At 50.2% G+C, this 25107-nt stretch carries 17 protein-coding genes; 9 read left to right on the top strand and 8 right to left on the bottom strand.

The window, feature by feature from the left end:
• Positions 1–714: 714 nt before the first annotated feature.
• The 4 genes from C7820_RS14890 to C7820_RS14875 form a co-directional block, all read right to left on the bottom strand.
• Positions 715–1107, bottom strand: coding sequence for a carboxymuconolactone decarboxylase family protein (locus tag C7820_RS14890; RefSeq protein WP_076169017.1), 393 nt, complete (start codon positions 1105–1107; stop codon positions 715–717).
• Between the two features lie 18 nt (positions 1108–1125).
• The gene (locus tag C7820_RS14885; RefSeq protein WP_116231530.1) at positions 1126–2772 is read right to left on the bottom strand and encodes a thiamine pyrophosphate-binding protein; all 1647 of its coding nucleotides are present in this window, start codon (positions 2770–2772) and stop codon (positions 1126–1128) included.
• 4 nt (positions 2773–2776) lie between these two features.
• Positions 2777–5023 carry an EAL domain-containing protein gene (locus C7820_RS14880; protein WP_116231529.1) on the bottom strand — a complete coding sequence of 749 codons (2247 nt, stop codon included), beginning with the start codon at positions 5021–5023 and terminating at the stop codon, positions 2777–2779.
• Between the two features lie 183 nt (positions 5024–5206).
• Positions 5207–6289 carry an AI-2E family transporter gene (locus C7820_RS14875; RefSeq protein WP_309545756.1) on the bottom strand — a complete coding sequence of 361 codons (1083 nt, stop codon included), beginning with the start codon at positions 6287–6289 and terminating at the stop codon, positions 5207–5209.
• A 278-nt stretch (positions 6290–6567) separates the two neighbouring features.
• On the opposite strand from C7820_RS14875, the gene C7820_RS14870 reads away from it, so the two are divergent.
• The 3 genes from C7820_RS14870 to C7820_RS14860 are packed head-to-tail and all read left to right on the top strand — an operon-like array spanning position 6568 to position 7763.
• Positions 6568–6903: a DUF1801 domain-containing protein gene (locus C7820_RS14870; protein ID WP_116231527.1), complete on the top strand. Its 336-nt coding sequence runs from the start codon at positions 6568–6570 to the stop codon at positions 6901–6903.
• 19 nt (positions 6904–6922) lie between these two features.
• A complete protein-coding gene (locus C7820_RS14865; protein WP_116231526.1) occupies positions 6923–7240 on the top strand; it encodes an ArsR/SmtB family transcription factor in 318 nt (105 codons plus the stop codon).
• A 25-nt stretch (positions 7241–7265) separates the two neighbouring features.
• Positions 7266–7763 (top strand): SRPBCC family protein, encoded by a 498-nt coding sequence (locus tag C7820_RS14860; RefSeq protein WP_116231525.1) that lies wholly within the window; start codon positions 7266–7268, stop codon positions 7761–7763.
• Positions 7764–8005: 242 nt separating this feature from the next.
• On the opposite strand, the gene C7820_RS14855 is transcribed toward C7820_RS14860, so the two are convergent.
• The gene (locus C7820_RS14855) at positions 8006–8860 is read right to left on the bottom strand and encodes an AraC family transcriptional regulator (protein WP_116231524.1); all 855 of its coding nucleotides are present in this window, start codon (positions 8858–8860) and stop codon (positions 8006–8008) included.
• A gap of 123 nt (positions 8861–8983) precedes the next feature.
• Between C7820_RS14855 and C7820_RS14850 the strand changes: the two genes are divergently transcribed.
• The 6 genes from C7820_RS14850 to C7820_RS14825 all read left to right on the top strand — a co-directional run bounded on the left by C7820_RS14850 (position 8984) and on the right by C7820_RS14825 (position 21923).
• On the top strand, positions 8984–11038 hold the full coding sequence (locus C7820_RS14850; protein WP_116231523.1) for a beta-galactosidase: 2055 nt from the start codon (positions 8984–8986) through the stop codon (positions 11036–11038).
• A gap of 102 nt (positions 11039–11140) precedes the next feature.
• Positions 11141–12208, top strand: coding sequence for a glycoside hydrolase family 88/105 protein (locus tag C7820_RS14845; protein WP_116231522.1), 1068 nt, complete (start codon positions 11141–11143; stop codon positions 12206–12208).
• 428 nt (positions 12209–12636) lie between these two features.
• On the top strand, positions 12637–16101 hold the full coding sequence (locus C7820_RS14840; protein WP_116231521.1) for a DUF5722 domain-containing protein: 3465 nt from the start codon (positions 12637–12639) through the stop codon (positions 16099–16101).
• A gap of 398 nt (positions 16102–16499) precedes the next feature.
• Entirely contained in the window at positions 16500–18212 is a 1713-nt protein-coding gene (locus C7820_RS14835; RefSeq protein WP_147306279.1) for a hypothetical protein, read from the top strand.
• A gap of 56 nt (positions 18213–18268) precedes the next feature.
• Positions 18269–20668, top strand: coding sequence for an alpha-L-rhamnosidase-related protein (locus C7820_RS14830; RefSeq protein WP_116231519.1), 2400 nt, complete (start codon positions 18269–18271; stop codon positions 20666–20668).
• 130 nt (positions 20669–20798) lie between these two features.
• Positions 20799–21923 (top strand): GntR family transcriptional regulator, encoded by a 1125-nt coding sequence (locus C7820_RS14825; protein ID WP_116231518.1) that lies wholly within the window; start codon positions 20799–20801, stop codon positions 21921–21923.
• Positions 21924–22148: 225 nt separating this feature from the next.
• On the opposite strand, the gene C7820_RS14820 is transcribed toward C7820_RS14825, so the two are convergent.
• From C7820_RS14820 to C7820_RS14810, 3 genes are all read right to left on the bottom strand, one after another.
• The gene (locus C7820_RS14820) at positions 22149–22784 is read right to left on the bottom strand and encodes a DJ-1/PfpI family protein (protein ID WP_116231517.1); all 636 of its coding nucleotides are present in this window, start codon (positions 22782–22784) and stop codon (positions 22149–22151) included.
• 91 nt (positions 22785–22875) lie between these two features.
• A complete protein-coding gene (locus C7820_RS14815) occupies positions 22876–24081 on the bottom strand; it encodes an epoxide hydrolase family protein (protein ID WP_258875242.1) in 1206 nt (401 codons plus the stop codon).
• 25 nt (positions 24082–24106) lie between these two features.
• A complete protein-coding gene (locus C7820_RS14810) occupies positions 24107–24922 on the bottom strand; it encodes a helix-turn-helix domain-containing protein (RefSeq protein WP_116231516.1) in 816 nt (271 codons plus the stop codon).
• Between the last annotated feature and the right edge of the window lie 185 nt (positions 24923–25107).

Genomic DNA, 25107 nt, shown 5'->3' with positions numbered 1-25107 from the left:
TCTTCATCGCTTGTTTGTTATATACATAAAAACCCCTCTCATCCCAAGCTCGGCAGCGATCTGCCGAACGATAGGGACGAAAAGGGGTTATTTTCGCGGTACCACCCTGATTTGCTGAAATCTCACGATTCCGGCCTCATGAAGTAAGGAATCCCTTACTTCAGCACGATAACGTGTGCCCATCCGTTTGGAACTACTCACCAAATCAACGCTCCGATTTGGTTTTCGATCAACAGCTCCGAGGTGACTATTATACAAGGGGTTAAGGCAAAGGTCTCAGCATTCCCTTCGCTCTCTGGACATAAGAGCCCTTGGTACTTTTTCCTCTTCATCGCTTTTCAAATGATATTATGAGGATATTATCACAGACGCCATGATTTTTTCAACAGGTTCTTATTCATATTTGTTTTAAGATTAGTAAAACAGGAAAGCTGTATCAATTCCGGTTTAGTTTATTACATAGTAGTTGGGTTCGAGTAGGCCTCAGCATTGAAGCTTTCCGGACTCGTATGTCTCGGAAATACGGGGGCAACTGCCGGTACGCTCACGATGGCTTGATAGACAATGAAACCTGGGTTCGGTGGATGATAATCAATGCCGACCCCAGACAATACAGTAGTTGTCAGCACGCTTTCCCCGTTGGTTTTTCTCACCAATTCTGACAACACACAGGGGGAGGGGAGGCGCAGAAAAAAAAAGCATGACAGCTAAGTGTCATGCTTCTTCGTATGTAATTCCCTGTTCATCAAACACTTTCATGACGACAAACATGGCATCCAGCGTCTTTGGAAAACCCGCATAAGATACACAGTGCATGACGGCCTCTACAATCTCATTGGGCGTGAGCCCGGCATTCAGAGCCCCTTGAATATGGAAATCGAGTTGAGCGGCCGCTCCTGAAGCAATCATAGCCCCTATCGTAAGCAGGCTCCGCTGCTTTAAATCCAGACCTGGACGGGAATACAGCGAGCCATAAGGGAACTCGACAATCAGCTTGGCCATGTCAGGACTAAATTTCTCCATTTTTTTAACCGTCGCGTTCAGCGTTTCTTCACTGACCATCCGTTGTAACACTTCTATTCCTTTATCATACCGATTCGATTCCATATACGTCCTCCGTAAGTTTTAATCTAAGCTAAGCAGTCTGGTGAGGATCGGCGGGATTTCTTGCGGATCCACCATGACCTCGATGACCGCTACTGTATTCGACTGCAAAGTTGACTGAACCGCCTGCTTGATGTCGGTTTCATTCTCACAGCGAAATGCCGTTGCGCCCATGGATTGGGCAAACAAGCTAATATCCAGCGGCCGCTCATAGACAGCACCGACAGAGCGTCCCGTGTTATAGGACATTCCCTTTTCCACCATATCTAAGCGACCGTTATTCAGCACAAAGAAGATAACCGGAATCCCGTGGTTCACTGCTGTCGATATCTCGGTGCCGTGCATCATGATGCAGCCGTCGCCGGTCACACAGACGACAGGGCGATCCTGCATAGCTATTTTCGCTCCAATCGAATAGCCGATCGCCGCTCCCATCGCGATGAACACTTCATCGAAAAAGAATGTCCCGGGCTCGATGATTTCGAAATGCTGTACGGCATGAAAGGAGTGACTTCCTGCGTCTCCGAAGAGTACCGCCTCTTTCGGAAGCACGGCCCGCAAGCTCCTGAACGCCGCCCCCGCTGACAACATGGTGGATTCCATCTGGGAGGACGCAGCAGCCGCTTGTGCCCGCGGTGTCAGCATCTCATGCTCTTTGGACGTTGCCCCGCTCCGCAAAATAAGTTGAGTCAAGTTGGAGCGAATATCGCCAAGGATCAATTGCGTCGGCGCCTGAATGGTTTTGCCTGCGAACGTAAGGTCATACTCAAATTGCAGAACCTTGTCCGGCTCCATATCGGCCGTAAATCCGGACAAAGACATGTCGCATAATTTGCTGCCGACGACGATCATCAGGTCAACGCCGGATTTCAAATAATCAGTTGCATACTTGGAACCCCCGAGGCCATATCCGCCCAAGTATAAGGGATGATTGGTAGGAAAGGCCCCTTTCCCGCCAGGGGTGGTCATTACAGGAATTCCCCAATGTTCTGCAATTGTCTGCAATTGGTCATAGGTATCCGACATGACGGCCCCTTTGCCCACGAATAGGACAGGTTTCCTGGCCTCGTCCAGCAACGATATGGCCTTATCAATATCGGGAGATACAACGGGTGAAATATGGTCCGGCAATGGCAGGTAGAAGGACTCCACTTCTTCCATCAGCACATCAAACGGGATGCACAGATGAACGGGTCCCTTTTCACCGGTGTAGGCCTTTTCCAAGGCATGTTTAAGGTAGAGATAGAGAGTGTCCCCCCGTTCGATGCGAGCACTGAACAAGGTGACAGGTTCGAACATTTTAACCAAATCTGCCCCGAACTGGCTTGAATCCTGGCTTAAAGCGCGCCCAGTCTCTTGCATCGAAGGCTGTCCGGTAATGAACAATACAGGCAGCTGGAATTCTTTGGCCTGCGCTGCGGCTGTAATCAGGTTTGTTCCTCCCGGCCCGGAAGTACCGATCGCGATCCCCATCGTTTTTGCTGCCAGGGCATAACCGGACGCTTCAAACCCACAGCCAGCTTCGTGACGACCCAGCACATATTGAATATCATAGTTTTCGAGTTCCAGCATCAGCGGAGAGATGGACTTTCCGGGAATGCCGAACACGTGGGTAATTCCCCATTTTTTAAAATGCTCGACTAATATTGTATACACTCTTTGTTTCATCTTATCACCCCTGCAAATTGGTTTTTATGGTCGTTGTTTGCATCAACAACTGTTCGATTTGTTCTGCTGGTATAGGTGGGTAATAATAAAAGCCTTGTACTTCATGGCAGTTCTGACTGCGCAGGAAATCCAACTGATCCTTCGTTTCTACACCTTCTGCGATCACATCGATTCCAAGCTTATGGGCCATTGCGATTACCGTAGCTACAATGTCCGCGTCATTCGAATCCGTCATGATATCCCTGACAAAGGATTGATCAATCTTCAGCCGGTCAATCGCAAACTGTTTCAGATAGGAGAGATTGCTGTAACCTGTCCCAAAGTCGTCGATACAGATCAGTATACCTAGTTCCTTCAGTTTTCCGAGTATCTCGATTGCAACTTCAACATTCATCGTCATCGACTCTGTGATTTCGAGCTCCAGATAGGAGGGATCGATGTGGGTTTCGAGTAAAATCTCTTTGATGGTCTCTACCAAATCATGCTTTGAAAATTGGCGAGAAGAGAGATTCACTGACACGCGCATCGGGGTAAACCCTTTTTCCTTCCATTTTTGATGCTGAAGGCAGGCGGTTTTGAGCACCCATTTTCCGAGGGGGACAATAAGTCCTGTTTCTTCGGCGATCGGGATGAACTTAGCCGGGGGGATCAAGCCAAGAGTCGGGTGATTCCAGCGAACAAGCGCCTCGGTACCGATGATTTCCCCTGTCTTTGAATCGATCTGGGGCTGGTAATATAACACGAATTCTTCTAGCTGCAGCGCTTTACGGATCGAATTCTCCAGCGTAAGCCGTTCAATACCGCCGCCGCTCGGGATAGATTTGAAAATGTTATAGTTGTTCTTCCCATCGTCTTTCATCTGGTAAAGGGCTATGTCGGCGTTCTTCATCAGCATCTCGACATCCCTGCCATCTTGAGGATAGAAGGCAATACCGATGCTGGCTGTTATATATAACTCATAGCCGTCCACTGCAAATGGTTTCTCAAATGCTCTAATAATCTCTTCCGCAACCTGAATGGCTTCCGTCTGATCCGTAATCTCTTCCAAGAGGATCGTGAATTCATCCCCGCCCATTCTGGATACCAGTTGGTCCGGACCATGACAGCAAGCTTTCAGACGCTCGGCAACCATCTGCAACAGCACGTCGCCGTTGTTATGACCCAGCGTATCGTTAATCTTCTTGAAACTGTCCAGATCGAGAAACATGACGGCAAAGATACGGCTTTCGTTCACCCCTTGTCTCAGCAATTCACCAATATGCCCGGTGAAAAATCTTCGATTCGGCAAACCGGTTAAATCGTCATGGTAAGCTAAATAATTGATTTGCTTTTGCGTATGATAACGCTCCGTGATGTCCCGAAACTGTGCGAATGCGCCCATGATCTGCATATTCTCGTCACGAATAGGGAAGGCGTCAAACAGACAGACCCGCTCGTCTTGTCCCATCTTAGGACGCAGCATGAATTCCATGTCTTCATACTCTTTCCCCGTTTGAAGGACCTCTTTAATGAAGTCGTTTGTTTTGGCATTCGGAATAGGTTTATTGATGACGTCCTGCTTTTTGGCACCGGTTAAAATTTCAGCAAACTTGTTGAACTCCGTAATGTTTCCATCCCGATCCGTAATAATAATGCCGTTTCTTGTCGTTTCGATGACCACCTGATTCAGTATGTGCAATCGTCTGTTTTGCTTCTTCAATAGCAGTTCTCTTTCGATCGAATCGACAACCGTGCATAGCATCGCCAGCAAAAAGGGGTTGTGCTGGTCGATCGTCGTCATGATCGTAATGGTTCCGAGCAAATTGGAGATATCTGTATATTGAAAGGGTACGGTATAACAGGCCGAAGACCATAAAAACTCATAATAATGCTCGTCCCCGACAAGTTGAATCGGCTCACGATGATCCAAAACCAAATTAATGCTGTTGGTTCCCGCTTCGTGTTCATTGAACACGAGGCCAACTTTAATGCCCGATTGCTGAATCACAGTCTTGATCGCTTCATCCCCGGCCATTTCCAGTATGCAGCCGTTCTCATCGGTAATCAGGATGAGCAGCGGGAGCCCTTTCATGAGCTCCAACAACTTATGAACAAAGAAATCAATGACGGACAATATTTCCTCGTATTCTGCCCGTTTTAAATTCAATTCGCTTTCAGATAAAAAGTTAGTAAAGGAGGGAATCCCCTGTGGGTCAATACCTAGCTTTTCACATTTCTTTCTAGACTCCGAGATCAAGGATAACTTCGTCAAATCAATCCCCCTACTTTACCAAGAAAAATGCAATAAATTTACTTGAATGATATGTAGCTGAAATTTACCGGTTCATTTTTCATTATGACGGCGCTCCAAGTTTTTTTCAATTTATTTTCTGTTAGATTCTGGGTGATTAAGGCAAACAAAAAGGAGGCCCCCACTAAGATCACAGGGTTGATGTTACAGCTTCATCCATTTCTCTTTGAAAAATAGAGAGAAGACGCGAACCGCAATGATTTTCAGCATCATATAAACGGGAATGATAACAATCATCGCGATGATTCCCCCAATATTGCCGGCAGCCAGGACAAGGATTACGGTTGTAAGAGGGTGAATATCCAGCTTTTTACCGAATACATAGGGAGCGATCAAGTTGTCTTGAACTTGTTGAGCGACCAGTATGATAACAAGCGACCATATAGCCGTAGCCGGCGATTGCGTCAGCCCTACGATGACAATCGGAATCGCAGACAGGATGGCACCGACAAACGGAATAAAGTTTGCAATGACAGATACGACCGTAAGCAAGAAAGCATAGGGTAAGCCAATAATCAGGAAGCCGATATACATTAAGACGCCCAACGAAAGATTGACGATCACTCTTCCGACGATAAATCCGCTTAACATATGGTCGATTCCTGTGACAATCTCACGGGAATCGTTTTGATAACGAGTTGGCGTTGCACGCACAAGTAAATTTCCGAACTTCTCTCCTTCTTTTAGCATGAAAAACAGGAGGATAGGGAAGGTGAACAGGATAATCGTAAAATTAGACACAAACGAAAACAAACCGCCTAAATAATTCGACATGAAAGAAAAGCCTTTGTTTAAGTAATTGGTGATGGAAGAGAGTGCATTGCTTTCATTGGCCGGAAATAAGGAAGCGAGGAATCCGTTCTTCTCAAGCTCATTGATCTGTTCCCCTACGGAACTCAAGAGACTTGGGACATTATCTAGAAAGCTTATAAACTGTCCGTAGAGCACAGGCCATTTGCTAGTAATGAACCAAACGATAGCAAGCGCGAAAATGACGTAAATAATCAAAATGGCCAAGGTCCGGTTAACTTTATATTTTTCCATTAACTTCACCAGCGGCCTGAGCAAATAGTAAAAAAATACGGATAGAAGCAGCGGGATGGACACTACCTCGATTAATGCAATGATCGGACGAAATACGAAACTTACTTTGGAACCTAAGAAAATTATCAAAAACAGTAATACGATAAGCATGCCAAAGCGCAATGCTTTGTTTGTGGTGAACAAATGATTCCCCTCCATTTTGTATAAAACTCCCCGGCTTGATGCGCGAATCGGGCATCCTGCGTTCGGTCTCATCTCTACAATAGTATTAAAGATACATACTTTTACGCTGGCTTAAGAATGACGTTTCATAATGTAATGAGCATCAGTCATTTAAGGTAGAACGCTTTAATGTTATTGATAATAAACAAAAAAATTTAAATATTCCTTGACGGGAATATTCCTGTGGTGGTATATTTTTCCCATAAGCTTTGAAGTATTCAAATGGGAGGGAAAACGGGATGAATCAGGAAGTCACAGCCTACATCGATAATCTGCCGAAATGGCAGGGAGAGATGAGTTCAACCCTGCGGAATATGGTTCATGAAACGATTTCGGAAGTCGAAGAACGCATTCAGTACAAGAAACCGCATTTTTTGAAAAATGGCCATTATGCAGCGGTGATCTCGCCGTCAAAGGACGCCATTGCGTTCATGATCATGAACGCAGACAGCATCGAGTTTCCAAAGGGATTCGACGGGCCTGCTGAACGGAAATGGATCAAATTGCGGGAAGGCGACACTCCGGATCTGGCTCTGCTGTCAGGTCTACTGAAGCAAGCTTCCAGCACGTTGTAACGGGAAATCGGGGGGGACAATGAAAACGACAACTTTGAACGCGCTCGCGGAACCCAACCGATTGCAGATCATTGAGCTGTTGCGCGAAGGTCCGCTTACGGTCGGGGAAATTGCGGATCGGCTGCACCTTCGGCAACCTCAAGCGTCCAAACATTTAAAAGTTTTGAGTGAAGCCGACCTTGTCGAAGTTCGGGCGGACGCCAACCGGCGAATCTACCGGCTTTGCCCCGAGCCATTCATGGAAATGGATGCATGGCTCCATACGTTTCGCAGTATGTGGGAAGATCGTTTTGACCGTTTATCCGATTATCTTAATCAATTAAAAAAATCAGATTAGCCCTAAATTCCAAGGAGGAGATCTAATGAATACTCAAGGACTTTTATTGAAACGTGAGTTTGACGCCCCCCGGGAGCTGGTATTTGAGGTCTGGACCAATCCGGCGCACTTTGGCAACTGGTGGGGACCAAAGGGGTTTTCGCTTGAAGTGGCTAAAATGGACGTTCGGCCAGGCGGGATGTTTCTCGGCTGCCAGAAGTCGCCGGATGGACAGCAGGCGATGTGGGGCAAATTCGTTTACCAGGAAGTGCAGGCACCGGAGAAGCTGGTATGGGTTCAGTCCTTTTCCGATGAAGAAGGTAACACCGTTCGCGCTCCGTTCAATCCGAACTGGCCGCTGGAAATTCTGAATATTCTGACGCTTGAGGAAAATGAGGGGAAGACGGTGCTGACGCTGCAAGGTGGACCGCTCAATGCCTCTAAGGAAGAGCAGGAAGCATTCGACTCGATGGCGCCAATGGTTGCACAAGGATTCGAAGGTACCTTTGAGCAACTTACAAACTACCTGGCTAGCCAACAATAAAGCCAATACCAAGGGTCATCTGAAAGCCTCGGAGTGAATTTGCTCCGCGGCTTTTACTATTCAGGGTAATAGATTGCATCATAAGGAAACTCGAACTTCTTCATTCGCCTCTGTCCAGGCTTCCGTGGTACCGCCGCGAGGAGGGGGGTTCCAACTAGAATCTGCAGTAGAGGGAAGGGCAAAGAGCTCAGCGCGTTCAGCTGAGCTCTTTTTGGCTTTATCTACCGTTGATCCGCTTACGGCTAGTTGTCCAGTCGACGTTCCGGATCAGACCCCGGGCCGTACAGCTTTCGGTAGGTCTCCGGCGTCATGCCTTCCTTCTGCCGAAACGTAGCTACGAAATGACTCGCGTCGCGAAACCCGACCGCTTCTCCGATGCGGCGCACGGTCCAATCGGGCCGGTAAGGGAGCCATTCCTTCGCCTTGCGGAGCCTTAGCTGAATGAGATAAGCATAAGCCGTCATTCCGAACAGGTCACGAAATCTTTCGTTCAGCTGCCGTTCACTGATGCCGAGCTGCGCAGCCATCTCCGCCAAGCCGATTTCCGGGTTGGCGAATTCGTGTTCCAGCCAGTTCAGCAGGCCTTGAACCCGATCCAGCCGCTTCGAGATGGAGGGCCGCTTATCCGTGCGGGCGTCGGTACGAAGCAGCGTAAGAAATCGGTATAAATCCGCGGAATACCGCCATCCCGACGGATCGCCGCCCGATTCGGCGAACGCCAGCATGCCTTTTAGCTGGCCGGTTATCGGATCATGGCCGGCTTCCCATTGAAACCATTCGGCGGCACCCCAGCCGAGGGAACGGACGAAACTGGCAGCGATACTGCCATGAAAAGTGATATAACCGGTCTGCCAGCCGCCGCCTTTAGGCTCATATCGGTGAGGCGTCCCCGGGGCGAGAAGAACGCCCGATCGTTCCGTCATTTTCCACGTGTACCCGTTAATCGATAGTTCTCCCTCTCCATGTAACGTCTGAAGCCAATGGAAATAAGGATAGCCCGAGGGCCTTGCTATAGTCTCCTGGTCGGGTTTGATTCCAATCGTCTCCAGCTGCAGGGGCAGCAGCTCCGAAGGGAAGGCGGGGACGACTCGGCGCATCTTATAAAAACCTCCATATTCTTATATATAAAATCCCGAATTTTATATTTTTTACAGATATCATAAGCCATTAAGATAGGGTTATCTATTGCAGTTTTATCATATAGATTGAGGTGTGACAAGTTGATCAATACGAAAAAGGCGAAAATTTGGTATGGCGGAGATTACAACCCGGATCAATGGGAGAAGCCGGTCTGGGACGAAGATTTACGTATGTTCAAGTTGGCTGGTATAGACGTCGTGACGCTCAATGTGTTTGCCTGGGCGAAAAACCAGCCCGACGAAGACACGTACCATTTCGATTGGCTCGACGAGATGATGGACAAGCTGCACGCGGATGGAATCGGCGTCTGCCTCGCCACAAGTACGGCAGCCCATCCTGCATGGATGGCGCGTAAGTACCCTGATGTGCTCCAGGTCGATTTTCATGGCCGTAAACGGAAGTTCGGCGGACGCCACAATTCCTGCCCGAACAGCCCGACTTACCGCAAGTTTGCAGCTCGTATGGCGGAGAAACTGGCGGAGCGTTACAAGGACCACCCGGCATTGCTTATTTGGCATATTAACAACGAATACGGCGGTGCGGGGAACTGCTACTGCGACAACTGCGAAGCGGCTTTCCGGGAATGGCTCAAAGCGCGTTACGGCACGCTTGATGAGGTGAATCGGGCCTGGAACACCGGGTTCTGGGGCCACACGTTCTACGATTGGAAAGATATTGTCCTGCCAAGCGGACTGAGCGAGGAGTGGGCCGGTGCGAACGGGCGGACGGAGACGAACTTCCAGGGCATTTCGCTCGACTACATCCGTTTCCATTCCGACAGCCTGCTGGAGTGCTACAAGCTTGAGTATGAAGCTGTCAAAAAGCACACGCCGGACGTTCCTGTAACGACGAACCTGATGGGCGCCTTCAAAAAGCTCGACTACCACAAATGGGCTCAGCACATGGACGTTGTGTCATGGGACAACTATCCGCGTTTCGATACGCCGCACAGTTACACAGGCATGATGCATGATCTGATGCGCGGTTTAAAAGCGGGGCAGCCGTTTATGCTCATGGAGCAGACGCCGAGCCAGCAAAACTGGCAGCCTTACAACTCGCTTAAGCGTCCTGGCGTCATGCGGCTGTGGAGCTACCAGGCAGCGGCCAGAGGGGCGGATACGATCTTGTTCTTCCAGCTCCGCCGATCAATCGGCGCCTGCGAGAAATATCACGGGGCCGTGATCGAGCATGTCGGCCACGAGCATACACGCGTGTTCCGCGAATGTGCCCAGCTCGGCAAGGAACTTGCACAGCTTGGGGATACGCTGCTTGATGCCCGTGTTCAGGCCAAAACGGCCATTTTATTTGATTGGGAGAACTGGTGGGCGGTCGAAATGTCGAGCGGTCCGTCGATCGCTCTGCGTTATGTAGACGAAGTCCATAAGTTCTATGACGCGCTGTATCGTTCGGGCATTGCGGCGGACGTCGTCAGCGTGGAGGCGGATCTAAGCAGCTACAGCCTGGTCATTGCTCCAGTGATGTATATGGTGAAGCAGGGCGTAGCGGACAAGCTGGAGAAATATGTACAAGCGGGCGGCACGTTTATTACGACTTTCTTCAGTGGGATTGTCGATGAAAACGATCTTGTCCGGACGGGCGGATATCCCGGCGAGCTGCGCAAGCTTCTTGGGATATGGGCGGAAGAAATCGATGCCCTGCTTCCGGACCAGCGCAACCGCATTCTCGTGTCTGACGGCACCCCCGGTATGAAGCCGGAATACGAATGCGGCATGCTCTGTGACTTGATCCATTCGGAAGGCGCCGAGGTCAAGGCGGTATACGGCGAAGATTTCTACCGCGGCATGCCGGCGCTAACCGTGAACAAGTTTGGCTCAGGTGAAGCCTGGTATGTGGCGACAAGCCCGGAGGCGTCATTCCTTCAAGACTGGCTGTCGCATTTGTGCGACTCCCATGGGATTAAGCCCTACATTCCCTCCGCGCCGGCAGGCGTGGAGACGACGCTTCGATCCAAGGAGGGCCAAGACTACCTATTTGTGCTCAATCATAACGCCGATGCTGTAACCGTCGAACTGGGGGATCGGGCCGGCATCGACCTGTTGACCGGCCGTACGCTAAATGGCGGAAGGGCGGAACTGATGGGACATGATGTATGGATTGTCAAGCTCGATCGGTAACATAACGTCTCATGGAAGCTAGCTCATCAGGTTGGCAGAGTTACACCTTAAGGGTACCTGGTTACCGCGTGGCTCTATTACGAGAATAGGGGATGAACCGAGATGAAAATAAACGCAAACCTAAGCGACTTGGAGCAAATCGTCGGACGAGTAGCGTCGTACACGTTTGACATGGACCTGACGTGGGATTGGCCGGGAGGCGTCGCTTACTATGGCGTCAGCAGAGCATTTGAAGTAACGGGCGAGCAGGCCTACCTTGAACGGATGAAGGAATGGGTGGATGAATATATCGAAGCCGGTCTGCCGGACTGGACGGTGAATACATGCGCCATGGGTCACATGCTGCTCACGCTATACGAGCAGACAAAAGACGAGAAGTATGCGGAGATCATTCACAGCAAACTCGATTACCTGGAGAATGATGCGCTGCGTTTCGGCGATCGGGTGCTTCAGCATACGGTATCTTCGGGGAACGATTTTCCGGAGCAGTGTTGGGCGGATACGCTCTTCATGGCTGCATATTTCATGCTTCGTGCAGGTATCCTGTTCGATAAAAAACACCTCATTAACGACGCCCTGCATCAATTTTTCTGGCATATCAACTACCTGCAGGACGACAACGACGCCCTTTGGTATCATGGCTACAACCATATTAAACAGGACCATATGTCAGGCATTTACTGGGCGCGTGCGAACGCTTGGGCTGCCTATACGATGGCTCGCGCGGCACGTATTCTGCCGGAAGGGTACCTATATCCCCCGATGATGCATATTTGGAGCTCATTGCGCGATCAGCTAGCCGCGATTAAGAAGCTCCAGAAGGAAGACGGCCTGTGGGGAACGGTTCTGGATTATCCGGAAGCTTATGGCGAGGTTTCGGCCACGGCGGGCATCGGGGCGGCCATGGTAACCCAAGGCAATCCTTTGCACGCAAAATATGTGCAGAAGGCGCTTGACGGCCTGCTGGCGAATATTGCCGGTAGCGGCCGCGTGCTGAACGTATCGGGCGGCACCGCTGTCATGAATGACATCTCCGGATACCTCGGCATCGACAGGAAATGGGCCCAGGGCTGGGGGCAAGGACTGGCGCTCGCGTTTCTGACCTCGGTGATTGAGGAGCTCAAGAAAAATGAAGCGAGAGTGGATCCCAAGTCGGTGGATGCTTTGTGAAGATGAACGGGATGCTGTTCTTGTAACAGAACGTGAAGGCGAGCGTGGTGATTACCACTCACGAGAGCAACGAATCAAACATGATTCGTTGCTTTTTTTATTATCGAGCTAGCATTGAAGTCCAGCAGAGATAGCCGGTTGACTCATCCAAGTCCGCAGCAAAACATGGAAAGCTCATTAGTATTTTCCTTGATAACAGAGAACGAGAATCCGGCTAGTACCAGGGGAGGCATTACCTTGATTATTTCACACGCAAACTTTCGCAAACATCGCAGAGAATTGCTTGAATCAAGGGAATCTTGCCATCGAGGATCGAAACGAATAGGCCTGGAGAATTATTTAAGTATACATTTAAAAATAATGATTGTATTAAGAATACTTAAAATATAAAATACATACCGAATATAATGATAAAGGAGGTTCACAAAGTGCGTCTGCGACTGTTATCAGGTATTTTGTCCGTGGTCATGCTCATTCAGCTTGTTCCGGTATTCAAGGTGCACGCAGGTCCGTATATACCGGATCTTCCGCAGTCCGATCATGTCCTCACAGGCCAGGATTTGATTCCTGCCCTCGTCCTCCACGATTTCAACACACCTGAAGATGTAGCGTCATGGAAAGCGGGAACCAACACCAAAGAGGTCAAGTATGTGACAAGTATGCTAAACGGCCCGAACTCGCCGTATGAAGGAAGCGGTGCTCTGGAACAGGTCCCGAACCCGGTCAAAGTGTATGAATGGCGCACGATTTATACGGAATACGAGCAGCCGAAGGACTTGTCTGCCTACCGTTTCCTGGCTTTTGCGGCAGACAGCTGGGGTTGGCAGGCATCTGCAGACTATGTGCTGAAGGTGAAATTGTTCAGTGGAGATGACGAATTTGAGAGCATTGCCCATATCCGCCCGGACCAATGGAAGCGGATCTTCATCCGGCTGGGCGATTGGGAAGGCAAACATGCCGTCACCAAGATGGAAATATCCTTTATGCAAAATTTTGATCTGGAAAATGTGCAGCCGGGCCAGCCGGGATACGATTCCTGGGATGGACGGTTTCAGCTCGATTATATCTGCGCGACGAATGTGATTGATCTCGGATTTAATCAGGAAGGGGAAACCGAAGGCTTCACCGCCATGAACGGCTCAATTCAGGCACAGGACGGGGCATTGGCATACCGCATGGAGGCTGAAGGCGGGTACATCGAATCACCGGAGATCAAGATCGATACTACGCAGAGAAACGGCATGAAGATCGACATGACGAACGACACGGGCGCTCAGGAACTGAAAATCCAGTGGCGGACCGAAGGGGAAGATTGGTCTGACGATCAGGTCAAATCGTTCACCGTTCCGGCCAGCGGCACCTTTTCGCAGGATTTCAACTTCTCGGATCATCCCGGATGGCAGGGCATCGTCACCGCATTCCGCATCATTCCGGAAGCAGCAGCCGGCACGATCAAGCTGGACCAGATTCGCTTCAGGCAGCTGCCGGAAATGGAGCAGCCGTATGCAGGCAAAGCGGAAGCCAGTATAGATCAGGACGGCAGGATCATCGTGGAAGGAACGGTTAATCCAGACTTTGTGTCTGCTCATCCCGAAGGGCAGCTGGAGCTGTTTGAATTGGCGACCTATGAGGATGCGAAGGCTGTGCTTTCAGCCAAGACGCCTCTTGCACAGACGGCTCTGAGCGAGTCGTTCCGGTTCGAAACGGCTGCGAACGACGGGCAGCGGAGCCGTCTCTACTCCAAATTCGCCGTTGCGTTCCGTGCGGAAGACGGCACATATACCCCAATGGATGCTCCGCAGTATATCACCAATCCGGAAGCCACCGCTCGCAACACCGAGCCCTATCCGGAGGCGCAAAGCATCAAGGGGCTTCAGGTACAAATGACGGGTGACGCCCAGGAGCTTGGGATCAGCCATGCCGCACTGAATGTAAGCTACAACGAACTGATGTACAAATCCGCTAACCATCCAGATAATACGATATCTTACGACCTTGAAGGGGAAACCTTCTATTTCCGCAAAGACCGGATCGAACGCATGGATAACGCCATCAAAAGCTTGTCCGACAACGGCATTATCGTCTCCCTGATCTTGATCATGTATGATATCAAGGATCCCGATTCACCCAATGAGTTCCTGATCCATCCGGACTCCGAGCCTGGAGGGACTGTATATGCGCTCAATACGAGTAATGAAATGGGCGTAAAATACGTGAAGGCGGCAACCAAGTTCATGGCGCAGCGTTATTCGATGCCAAGCGAACAATACGGGAGAGCCGTGAATTATATCGTCGGCAATGAAGTCGGCCAGAACAAAGTTTGGAACAATATGGGGCCCAAAAAGGTGGATGCCTACGTCCGGGAGTATGTCCAGACCTTCCGGCTGATCGACACCATCGTCAAAAGCGAGTACGCCAACGCCAGAACGTATGTATCTTTGGACCATTTCTGGAATGAAAAGCTGGACGATGCTTCTCTTTGGAAATACGATAACAAGGTCATTGTCGATAAAATGGCGGAATTATCGCGTAAAGAAGGCGATTTCGCCTGGAACATTGCTGCGCATCCTTACCCGGAAGATTTGTTCAACCCGCGCTTCTGGAATGATGCCACGGCAACGGATTCGTTCGACACCCAGCGCATTACGTTTAAAAACCTTGGCGTTCTTGTGGATTATATGAAGCAGCCGGAGCTTCTCCATAACGGGCAGATGCGGCGAATCATCCTGTCGGAGCAAGGCTTCCACAGCTTGACCAATTCGGAAGAGCATCAGAAGCTTCAGGCCGCCGCTTATGCCTATGCATATTATAAAGTGAAGTTTTTGGACGGTATTGACGCTTTCATCCTCCACCGGCATGTTGACCATGGGCAGGAGGGCGGGCTGAATCTCGGCTTGTGGACCCATACTCCGGACAGCGTCGTGACGCCGGATCAACCGAAATATATTTATGATGTCTTTAAATATATCGATACGGCCCGCTCGCTGGAAGTAACCGAGTTTGCCAAGCCGATCATCGGGATTTCGGATTGGCGGGAAGCGATTCCGAATTTTGATCCCGGCCAGCTTCAGGACCGGACGATTCCTTCGATCGGTGGCCTCGATTATATTCGTGACGTGCAGAAGCCAAGGGAAGGAAGCGGTTTTGAATCCGGCACCGACGGCTATGCCGCATCGGATGAGGTGCAGGAAGTGCGCAAAGCTTCTGGCGATGCCTTCAACGGAACGGGCTACCTGGCAGCCAGATTCAACAGCCCGTACGCGAAAAATTGGGCCGGCGTGCAGAAACAGTTCACGGAGCCGGTCGATGCCAGAAAAACGCCATATTTCACAGCCGCGCTTCGCCTGGCCGATGTGAATCCGGAAAAGGCATATGAGGCGAAGATTATTGTGTACAGCGGATTTGACCGGATCGAAGGAACTGCCAAGCTGGATGCAGCGAAGGGATGGCAGCTGGTCTCGCTTCCGCTTGGGGAATGGAAGGGAGCAAAGTCCGTTGACCGGGTGAAAATCTGGGTGCGCTCCGAGGGAGGAGCCCCGTTGACAGGAGAACTCTGTTTGGATGAAGCCCGTTTTGCCGAAAAAGTGAAATATGATCCTCATTCGTCCAACCTAAAGATTTCGGTACAGCAGCTGTCACCCAAGCTTGAGGTTGGGGCGAAGCTTACTGTCACGGTCACCAACCTTGGATCCCAGAAGCTGAACAAGAAGCTGAGGGTGGAGTTCCCCCAAGGAATTCAGGCATCCCCGGGAAGTATTGATCTTGGCGACGTTGGAACAGGGATGAGCAAGAACATCACTTTGGAGATCACCCGATATGCTCCAATAAATGAAAAAGATCTGACATTGTCGTTGGACTATGATTCCCGTAAATTCACTTTTCCTTTGGAGTGATGTAAGCAAGGGAGTAGCATGATTCCTTCAATAAAAACAAGAAATCCGACACATGAGCGACCATAGGAACATATTACGTACTTGCTCCCATTATCCATTCAAATTTCTCAACTTATATAGAAATGACTGTGGTGCTCGGTAGGAGTGCCGCAGTCTTTTTTTGATAACGAGCAGTTATCCTACATCTGAACCAGCTACTTCAAAAAGAACAGTACTAAGTTTTGGTATCGCTTCATTCAATGTATATTTAGTTGTAAACACCTCCAACAAAGTATATTATATAATTAATAAGAATACTTAATTATAGAAATAAGTGCTTGTGATATTCGTTAATGGAGGTCGAGCCGCCTATGTGTGACACGGATCCGTTGGGAGGAGCAGAAAGGATGCGGAATCATGTGAATCGAACGCACGCCGACGCCGATCAATGGGGAGGCATTGACGGGTTGGGAAGGGAGCTTCCAACGCGGGCAGAAACGGGACCGAGGCGCGAAGGCAGGTACGTAGGTTTATTTTACTTTCTGTGGCTGGGGCAGCACGGAACGTCAGGCCCTTTTGATAACAGCGAAATTCTCGCCCAATATCCCGAAGCGGTATGGGATCCAGCCCACCCGGCCTGGGGGCGGGAAAATGCATTTCACTTCTGGGGCGAGCCATTGTATGGCTATTATCTGAATGACGATGCCTGGGTGCTTCGCAGACACGTGCAGCTTCTGACGAGTGCGGGCGTGGATTTTATCGTGTTTGACACGACCAATGCCGTTACGTACAAGAAGGTATACGACGTATTGTTTCGGGTGCTGGACGAGGTATGGGGACAAGGCTTTACCGTACCGCAGTTTGCCTTTTACACCAACACGGATTCAGGAACAACGATTGCGGACTTGTACGAAGATATATACAAACCGGGGCGCTATAAGCATCTATGGTTTCACTGGAAAGGCAAACCATTGATCATTGGAGATCCGGCAGAATGCACGGAGGAGCAGCGGCCCTTTTTCACCTTTCGCCGGAATCAATGGCCAAATGAAGAAGCGAAGGTCAACGGATTTCCATGGATCGAATTTCAACGGCCGCAGCGGGTGTTTTTTAATGATGAAGGGGAGAAGGAAGTGATCAGCGTTTCCGTTGCCCAACATCCCAGTGTAGCCATGAGCGATACGCCCTTTTACGGGTACGGGAACAATTGGGGGAGAGGTTATCACGAAGGGATGGGGGAACCGGAGGCTGATCTGCCCGAATCCATTCATCGGGGCATGAATATCGCCGAACAATGGGAGTTTGCTATTGCAGAGGACCCGCAGATCATTTTCGTTACCGGCTGGAATGAGTGGATCGCCATGCGCTTGCAAGGAACACCGGATCGGCCCGTTTTGTTCGTTGATCAAGCTACGCTTGCATTCAGCCGGGATATCGAGCCGATGAAGGGCGGGTATCAAGACCATTATTATATGCAGCTGATCGGTGATATCCGCCGCTACAAGGGCATGTCCGAACCGGTGGACAGCGGAACCTTCCTCGCCGCAGAGCCGGACTTTACGACATGGCCGTCTGTACCGGAGCTGTACAGGGACTTTGAAGGGGATACGATGCGCCGGGATCATGCCGGATATGGGAGTTTTCATTATTTTCAAGACACGGGCAGAAACGATTTGGTTACCCTGAAAACCGCTCATACGGATCACTGTCTATACTTTTACACAAAAACGAAAGATCCCATCACACCCTATACGGACCCTCACTGGATGATGCTCCTCATCCGTAACCGGAGACTACACAGCCCGGGATGGGAGGGGTACCATTACATTGTGAACAGGACAGTCATAGATCGTTCCAAGACGCTGTTGGAACACAGCATAGGGGAGTGGAACTGGAAAGCGTCGGCAGAGATCCGTTATTTCGTTTCGGGGAATGAAATGTATGTTGAAATCCCGCTCGCACTGCTTCGGGGCGATGAAGCTCCGAAGGACCGGGCGAAAGGAATATGGATCGAGTTCAAGTGGATAGACAATATGCAGAACGATGGGGACATCGCAGACTTTTATCTGCACGGCGACACGGCGCCGGAAGGACGATTGAACTTTGTGTACAAATCGGTCGACGAATCATAGTTCATAAGCACTCATTTTCTGGATACTCGAGATCAGCACAAGCTGGAGGTAAAGCGATGAATAGAGATAGCTGGGAAGCGGAATGGATTTGGGCTGAGGGAACGGGGAATGAGAATAACGTATATGTGGAAGCCCGCCAATCTTTTGAACTGACGGTACCCTTTACAAAGGCGTTCGTACGGATTTCCGCCAACCAATCCTATAAGCTGTATATTAACGGCATCGAGGCGGGCAGAGGCCCCGCGCCATCCGACTTGTTATGGATGTCGTTTGATACGCACGACGTTGCTGCACTGCTCCGGAACGGCCGGAACTGCATTGCGGTGGCCGCACACAATTTTGGTAAGGACAGAATCGTCACCGAGCAGCTGCAGGGGCCCGGCGGATTGATATGCCAGCTCGATGTATACGGCACTGACGACCAAGGGGCAGGCCTGCTGACGGTTGCCAGCAGCTCCGAATGGAAATGCAGGCGGTCCCCACGGTGGAAAACGGGAGTAAGCCGCCTCCACATGTGGGGCGGATACCGTGAGCTGATGGATGTGTCCCGGGAAGATGGCTGGGAATGCGAACATTATGACGATTCCTCTTGGCCGCCCGCCGAAGTGATCGCAGCAACAGAGCAGGAGAATTCCCCCTGGCCACGCTTGGTCGCGCGCGATATTCCGTATCTGCAGGAAGACTTGGTATCCCCGGTAAGAGTGGTATCAGCTGAGTCGTTTCTTGGATCCATTCACTCCCCGGAAGCGCAATTAGCTGCTGATACGGCGGAAGGAAGGGGACCGGTGGTCATGGACGCTTCGATTCCCGGATCTTTTCCGCAGATTACCTATGACTTCGGAGCTGAGATCGTCGGCTATCCCGAGCTTGAAGTCATTGCTGAGGAAGGCGGGGTTCTGCAGCTGTTTTATGGGGAGTCGCTGGAATTGGATTTGAGGGATACGTACCTCCTCAGCAAAGGCGTAAACAAAATCACTCCGTTCGGAAGGCGTGCATTTCGCTATCTTAAGGTTGGGGTCATGGCGACGCCCGTTCCCTTGCGTATTTGTGACCTCCGGGTCCGTTTTGTTCATTATCCGTACAAAGACGGGGGACATTTCCGCAGCAGCGATGATAAGCTGAACCGGATTTGGGAAGTCGGCCGGTATACGACCATGGTCAACAGCCAGAACCATTTTGAGGATTGCCCTTATCGTGAAGGTGCGCTGTGGGTGGCCGACTCGGTTGTCATGGCCAAAGTGGTCTATCAAACGTTCAGCGATCCCCGGCTCGTCCGGAAGTCATTGCTGCAGGCGGCGAAAATACAAAACGACGACGGTTCCATACCCGGCACCGGACCGCAGCGGAACGCCTATTTGCTGCCCGATTTTTGCGCGCATTGGCTGTTTGGTGCAGCCGAATATTACGATTATACGAAGGATCGGGCTTTTTTAGAGGAATTATGGCCGCATATCGTGAAGCTTGCTGCGTGGTTTAAGAAGCAGGAAGATGACACCGGATTGTTTGCCAACGCGAATCGGGACGGCATGTGGTGCTTTATCGACTGGTCGGACGAAATCCACCGGGAGGATCGCGTAACCGCCATCTCTTGCTTCTACTATCAATTTTTGAAAACGGCTGCCGCGTTGGCGTATGAGCTGGGCGAAGAGGAGCGCGGGAATTCCTTAACGCATCAAGCAGCGGAGCTTCGCAAGTCCATCCGGAACCTGCTCCGGGTACCGAATACGGCCATTTATGCAGACTGTTTGAACGGAGATGGTCTTTCCTCCAGTATCACGGCCCAGACCAATTTTGCGGCTGCCTGGTCGGGGATCATGGATGATGAAGAAATATCCGTGTTCTTGCAGGAGTATTACCTGAAAGGACGGCTTCCGCAAATTCGCGGAGCGTTCTTCTATCATATCGTGCTCGAGACCCTTTTCCGTTTCGGTTATGCAGCGGATGCCGTACGCATCATCCGAAATTACTGGGGCGAGATGCTGGATCGGGGCGCGACAACCTGGTGGGAAACCTTTGATCCGAACCTCCCCTTTTCGACTACGCCAAGCCCCTACCTTGGGCATACGCCAACCTATTTGGAGGACGCTGTTCCGGTAAGTTTATGCCATGGCTGGGGAGCATCACCAACGTATTTATTGAACAGGGAGCTGCTTGGGATTGATATTTCTAAGGCGGGTCACGGGCAAGTTACGCTCCGTCCCAGCCCAGTGACGGAAGTTGAGTGGGCGGAAGGTTCAGTGGTCACCCGTTACGGAAAAATCAGTGCCCAGTGGAAAAGGGATAAGGACGGAGTGTACCGCTTTGCGGCTCGCCTGCCCGCGCAAATGATATGGAAGGCGCCAGGATTGCGCGACATATCCGTGTCTATGGATCAGGATCATGTTCACGTTCGAGGAACGGTTCCGGTTTATGAGGCAGCACCAAAGCGGACACCATTGGTCGATTGCGGCGGATAACCTTAGGTTGAAGGATTTTAAAATGTAAAGGCAGTCTCTCTTCCGCCAGGATCAGAGACTGCCTTTTTGCTTGCAGGAGTGACCGTGTATAAAGTATACTTAACTCAATTTGGTAAGGAGTGATGGCTTCATGGATATGGAAAAATCGGACAAGACTCCGATGTATCAATATATAATGAACGATATTAAACGAAAGATCGCCTCCGGAGAACTCAAGCCGCATGATCCGCTCCCCACTCAAATTGAGCTGGCGAAAGAGTATAACACCAGTGAAATAACGTCCAGGCGGGCGCTGTCGGATCTGGTTCAGGAAGGATTCGTGTACAGGATCCGGGGGAAGGGGAGCTTCGTCCATGAGAACCCGGATCAAGCCGATTCCAAAGGGCTGCGCACCTTGTATTTTGCCCATCAGAATCATGAAGTGAGCATCCTGAACCACCCGTTTTTTACGGATATGTTTGAAGGCATTAAAGAGGTATGTGATGATAACGGCGTCGCGTTCCACATTTGGGATATCGGGGAAAACTACGAGCTGCCCGATGATCCCGGCGCCGGCATCATCCTCCTGACGGTAAAAGGGCATTTTGACTTTTCGCGTTTAACGGCTTGGCAGGAAGAGAATCGGCGCATCGTTACGGTGCATTTTTATTATCCGCATTTGGGCATTCCCTATGTTATCGCGGATAATCTGACAGGGGGATATCTGGCCACCCAGCATCTGATCTCTCAGGGGCATCAGCGAATAGGGATTATCCTGACAGGCAGTTCGCTCTTGGAATTAAATCAGGATTTCTCCCTTCGCCTCCAAGGCTACAAGCTGGCGCTGACCCAGCATAATATTCCTTTCCATCCGGACCTGATCACCGTTGTCGACGGTGAAGACGAACGGGCGGAGATGGGGGAGGAAGGGTTCAAAAGGCTGATGAAGCTGTCGGAGCCGCCTACGGCGATATTCGCTACAAGCGACTATAAGGCTTTCGGTGCGATGAACGCGGCGAGAGAATCGGGGATGAACATCCCCGAACATATAAGCATTATCGGTTACGATGATGTAAAACTCGGCGAGTATTCCTATCCGAGGCTCACCACGGTGAATCAGAATACACGCAAGATGGGACAGAGGGCGGCGGAGATTTTGCTGTTTGAACTGGAGGGGGATCATTCGTCCCTGGTGAAAGACGAGATCGTTCCGACGCTGATCTTGCGCGACAGCACCGCCCCCTTATCGGCGAAGCAGCGCATCAGGAATAGCTAATTTGCAGGGTGCCGAATTAATCTAACCCGGCAAGTATGCTTGCCTCTTCCATCGAAGGGATGATTCAGGTTAACTGCCTAGGGTTAGAGCGCTGTGACAGGTTAGCCACAAGCAGCCTGTCGCAGCGCTTTTAGTTTTTTATCGCTTCGCGATGCGTCGCGGTAAGCTCATTACGAGAATAGAAACAGGGTGACCCAAGACCAACGTCTTAGTCACCCCCGCAAGTTATGAATTACTCTCTTGGAGCGTCTCCATCATCGCATAAAAATATTTAGGGTCGCTTGAAGTGAAGTAGTTATACCAAGCTTCTAACGTCTCTTCCGCAAACAGGTCCAACAGCGCAATAACCTCGCGCGCTAATTCTAGTGCGCCGGCCGAACCGGTTGTGATCAGATTGCCATCGACCACGACTTTCTCGTCTTTATATCGAGCAGCGCCTTTGTACGCGGGGCTGAATAAATTCAAATATTCCCGGCTGTTGCTCGTATGCTGACGATCATCCAGTAACCCGGCATCCGCTAGCGCAAGTGTCGCCCCGCATATGGCTGCCACATTGCCGCCGGCGTCCAGCAGTTGTTTTACTTTTTCGATGATCGGCCCGTTCACCGAATCCTTCCAATTGTCGGCCCCCGGCAAGAGCAATATCGCGGTTGTCTCATGCGTGATCTCATCTACGGTCACATCTGGCACGATTGTCATTCCGCCCTTCGTCGTGATAGGACGGTTGGAAGCTCCGACGGTTCGAACGGGAAGGCGACTCCCGCGGTTTTTGAAATATTGACCGGAGTTGAGCTCTGCAGTAACAAAGCCAAGTTCCCAGTCCGCCATCGTATCCAGTACATAAACATAAGCGTATTTCATCAGTTCCTCCTTGTTCATCCATGATTCTATCCGTTGAAAAGATGTTGTCGCCGATCTGTGCCAAAATGACTTCGTTTCCTCATGGTTTTCATTATGAACTTCCTCCCGAGTCGAAATAATGTAAAGGGATAAATCGTATCAGTTCATTGGCCAGAAGTTCGGGTTCTTCCAGCGCTGCAAAATGACCGCCACAGGGCATTTTGTTATAGCTGCACACATGTACCGAACGTTCAGCCCAACTTGAGGGGAACTGGATTTCGCGCGGGAAGAGCACGATACTTGCCGGTACTCTACGTGTCGCTGTGACCGGCGAAGCACTATCTTCATTCGCTTGGTTGGCCATTACAATGAGCCGATACATGCGTGCGGCGGATCCGGGCGTCCCGGTCAGCCAATAGATCATGATATTTGTGAGTAGTTCGTCCCTTCCGCCGAATGCATCATCTACGGTCTCGTCGCCAGCTCCCGAACGGATCATGCTGACGATCCAAGATGCCAAGCCAACCGGCGAATCGTTAAGTGAATAGGCAAGCGTTTGCGGTTTGGTCGCTTGCAGCTTCAGATAGGCGCCTTCTGACTGAACCCAGGTCTGCGTATCTAACATAAACTGCCGATCGGCAGGGGATATCTCCGTAATATCCTCTCTTCCGGTTGGATAACCAGCGTCCGTCAACAAGATCGCTTTCACAGCGTCGGAGTGATATGTGGATAGCATGGTCACGATTTCAGTGCCGATATCCCCGCCGCAAGTCGCGAAGCCCTCGTATCCAAGTGTTTCTGTCATCAGTTTGGCAAACAGGTGGGCGACTCGTTTCGGTGCTGTGGTTTTTCGATCCGAAAATCCAAAACCGGGAATCGAAGGCACGACAAGATCGAAGGAGTCGGATAACAGAGGGATCATCTTGTGAAATCGGTAGAAGCTGTCGGGCCAACCATGAACGAGCAAAAGCGGCACCGCATTTGGATTTTCGCTTCTAACCTGCACGAAATGAAGGGTCGTATCCTCTATAACAGTCTTGTATTGCGGTAAGGCATTTAATTTGGCTTCATGAATACGCCAGTCATACTGCGTTCGCCAATAATCGATTAATTCTTTCATATAACCGAGATCTGCACCCATATTCCAGCCTTCGCCAGCCGCTTCGTCGGGCCACCGCGTATGATCCAGCCGCATTTTCAAGTCTTCAAGATCCGATTGCGGAACATTGATTTTGAATGGAGTAATGATAGCTGCTCTCCCCCTTGAATACAGAATGTAATAGCTGCTTTCTGCATTGTAAGGGAACCAACAAGACACTGTATTGTATATTTTTTCCCGAGATCTAGTTCGTGAGAGGAATGTGATTGGGGTGCAGGCTTTCTATAGCGCGATACTCGGTCGGAGTGAGGCCGGAGAAGGACTGAAATTCTTTAATGAAATGGGACTGATCATAATATTCGCAAGACATGGCAAGATCGGCCCAATCGATATCATTGCTCTTTCTGATTAGACGTACCGCCTTTTGAAAACGCATTAAACGACTAAACCTCTTGGGTGTTAGTCCTACTTCATCCTTGAAAATTTGAATGAATCGTTTGGCGCTCATGTTAACCTGTTCAACCATGTTCGCAATGGATTCGGGGTGATGCGACTGCTGAAATGAGGCAATCGCAAACTGAACGGCTGAATGCGATGGCCTTGACCAATCACTTCGTAAGAGAAAGTATTTTTCAAGGATACGAAATCGATCTTCTACCGTGTTGGAATAAAGCAGTTCATCGCGCAGATCAGTAGCCGCTATCCCCCATAAATCATCCAACGAGACATGCGTATCTTTTAACGCAATAGAAGGCAGCTTTAGAAGGGGACCAGCGCAGCCGGGCTTGATATGTACGCCAATCATGGACCGCTCGCTTGAAGAATCCGTTATGTAATAATCAGTGTGAGGCCCACTAATCACGGAAGACGCTAGTGTCATCTCGCTGTCATATCGATTGTGTATACGAGTTTTACGATCATACAGATCAATGACGAGATCAATCGAGCCGTCCGGTAGGGTGAGTCTTCTCGAGTGCGGCGGATTCTTTCCGGTATAGGACCAGAAGTATGCGATGAAGGAAGACAAAGGAGGCTGGGGGGAATAGGTCTGAAACGGCATTGCTGTTCAGTCCTTTCTGTCTCATTGTTCAAATAACTTCATTGTACTTGATAACTTTCATGATTTGAAACAAGAAGTTCAGAAGGAGTTCGCTACTGCACTAAGAGAATTTTTATTTCATAATATCCGAGTAATATTCGTAAGCGTATGGAAAGAGTCAACAAAAATAAATGCACGTGTTCCGG

Origin of the sequence: Paenibacillus sp. VMFN-D1 (genome assembly GCF_003386155.1) — a bacterium.
GTDB lineage: Bacteria > Bacillota > Bacilli > Paenibacillales > Paenibacillaceae > Paenibacillus_AQ > Paenibacillus_AQ favisporus.
Note: the sequence above shows the minus strand (reverse complement) of the source record. Positions and strands in the feature narration are given on the sequence as shown.

What these genes read in the sequence shown, in the direction of transcription:
- C7820_RS14890 (WP_076169017.1), bottom strand. Translation starts at nt 1,107, where the DNA reads ATGGAATCGAATCGGTATGATAAAGGAATAGAAGTGTTACAACGGATG.
- C7820_RS14885 (WP_116231530.1), bottom strand. Translation starts at nt 2,772, where the DNA reads ATGAAACAAAGAGTGTATACAATATTAGTCGAGCATTTTAAAAAATGG.
- C7820_RS14870 (WP_116231527.1), top strand. Translation starts at nt 6,568, where the DNA reads ATGAATCAGGAAGTCACAGCCTACATCGATAATCTGCCGAAATGGCAG.
- C7820_RS14865 (WP_116231526.1), top strand. Translation starts at nt 6,923, where the DNA reads ATGAAAACGACAACTTTGAACGCGCTCGCGGAACCCAACCGATTGCAG.
- C7820_RS14860 (WP_116231525.1), top strand. Translation starts at nt 7,266, where the DNA reads ATGAATACTCAAGGACTTTTATTGAAACGTGAGTTTGACGCCCCCCGG.
- C7820_RS14855 (WP_116231524.1), bottom strand. Translation starts at nt 8,860, where the DNA reads ATGCGCCGAGTCGTCCCCGCCTTCCCTTCGGAGCTGCTGCCCCTGCAG.
- C7820_RS14845 (WP_116231522.1), top strand. Translation starts at nt 11,141, where the DNA reads ATGAAAATAAACGCAAACCTAAGCGACTTGGAGCAAATCGTCGGACGA.
- C7820_RS14830 (WP_116231519.1), top strand. Translation starts at nt 18,269, where the DNA reads ATGAATAGAGATAGCTGGGAAGCGGAATGGATTTGGGCTGAGGGAACG.
- C7820_RS14825 (WP_116231518.1), top strand. Translation starts at nt 20,799, where the DNA reads ATGGATATGGAAAAATCGGACAAGACTCCGATGTATCAATATATAATG.
- C7820_RS14820 (WP_116231517.1), bottom strand. Translation starts at nt 22,784, where the DNA reads ATGAAATACGCTTATGTTTATGTACTGGATACGATGGCGGACTGGGAA.
- C7820_RS14810 (WP_116231516.1), bottom strand. Translation starts at nt 24,922, where the DNA reads ATGCCGTTTCAGACCTATTCCCCCCAGCCTCCTTTGTCTTCCTTCATC.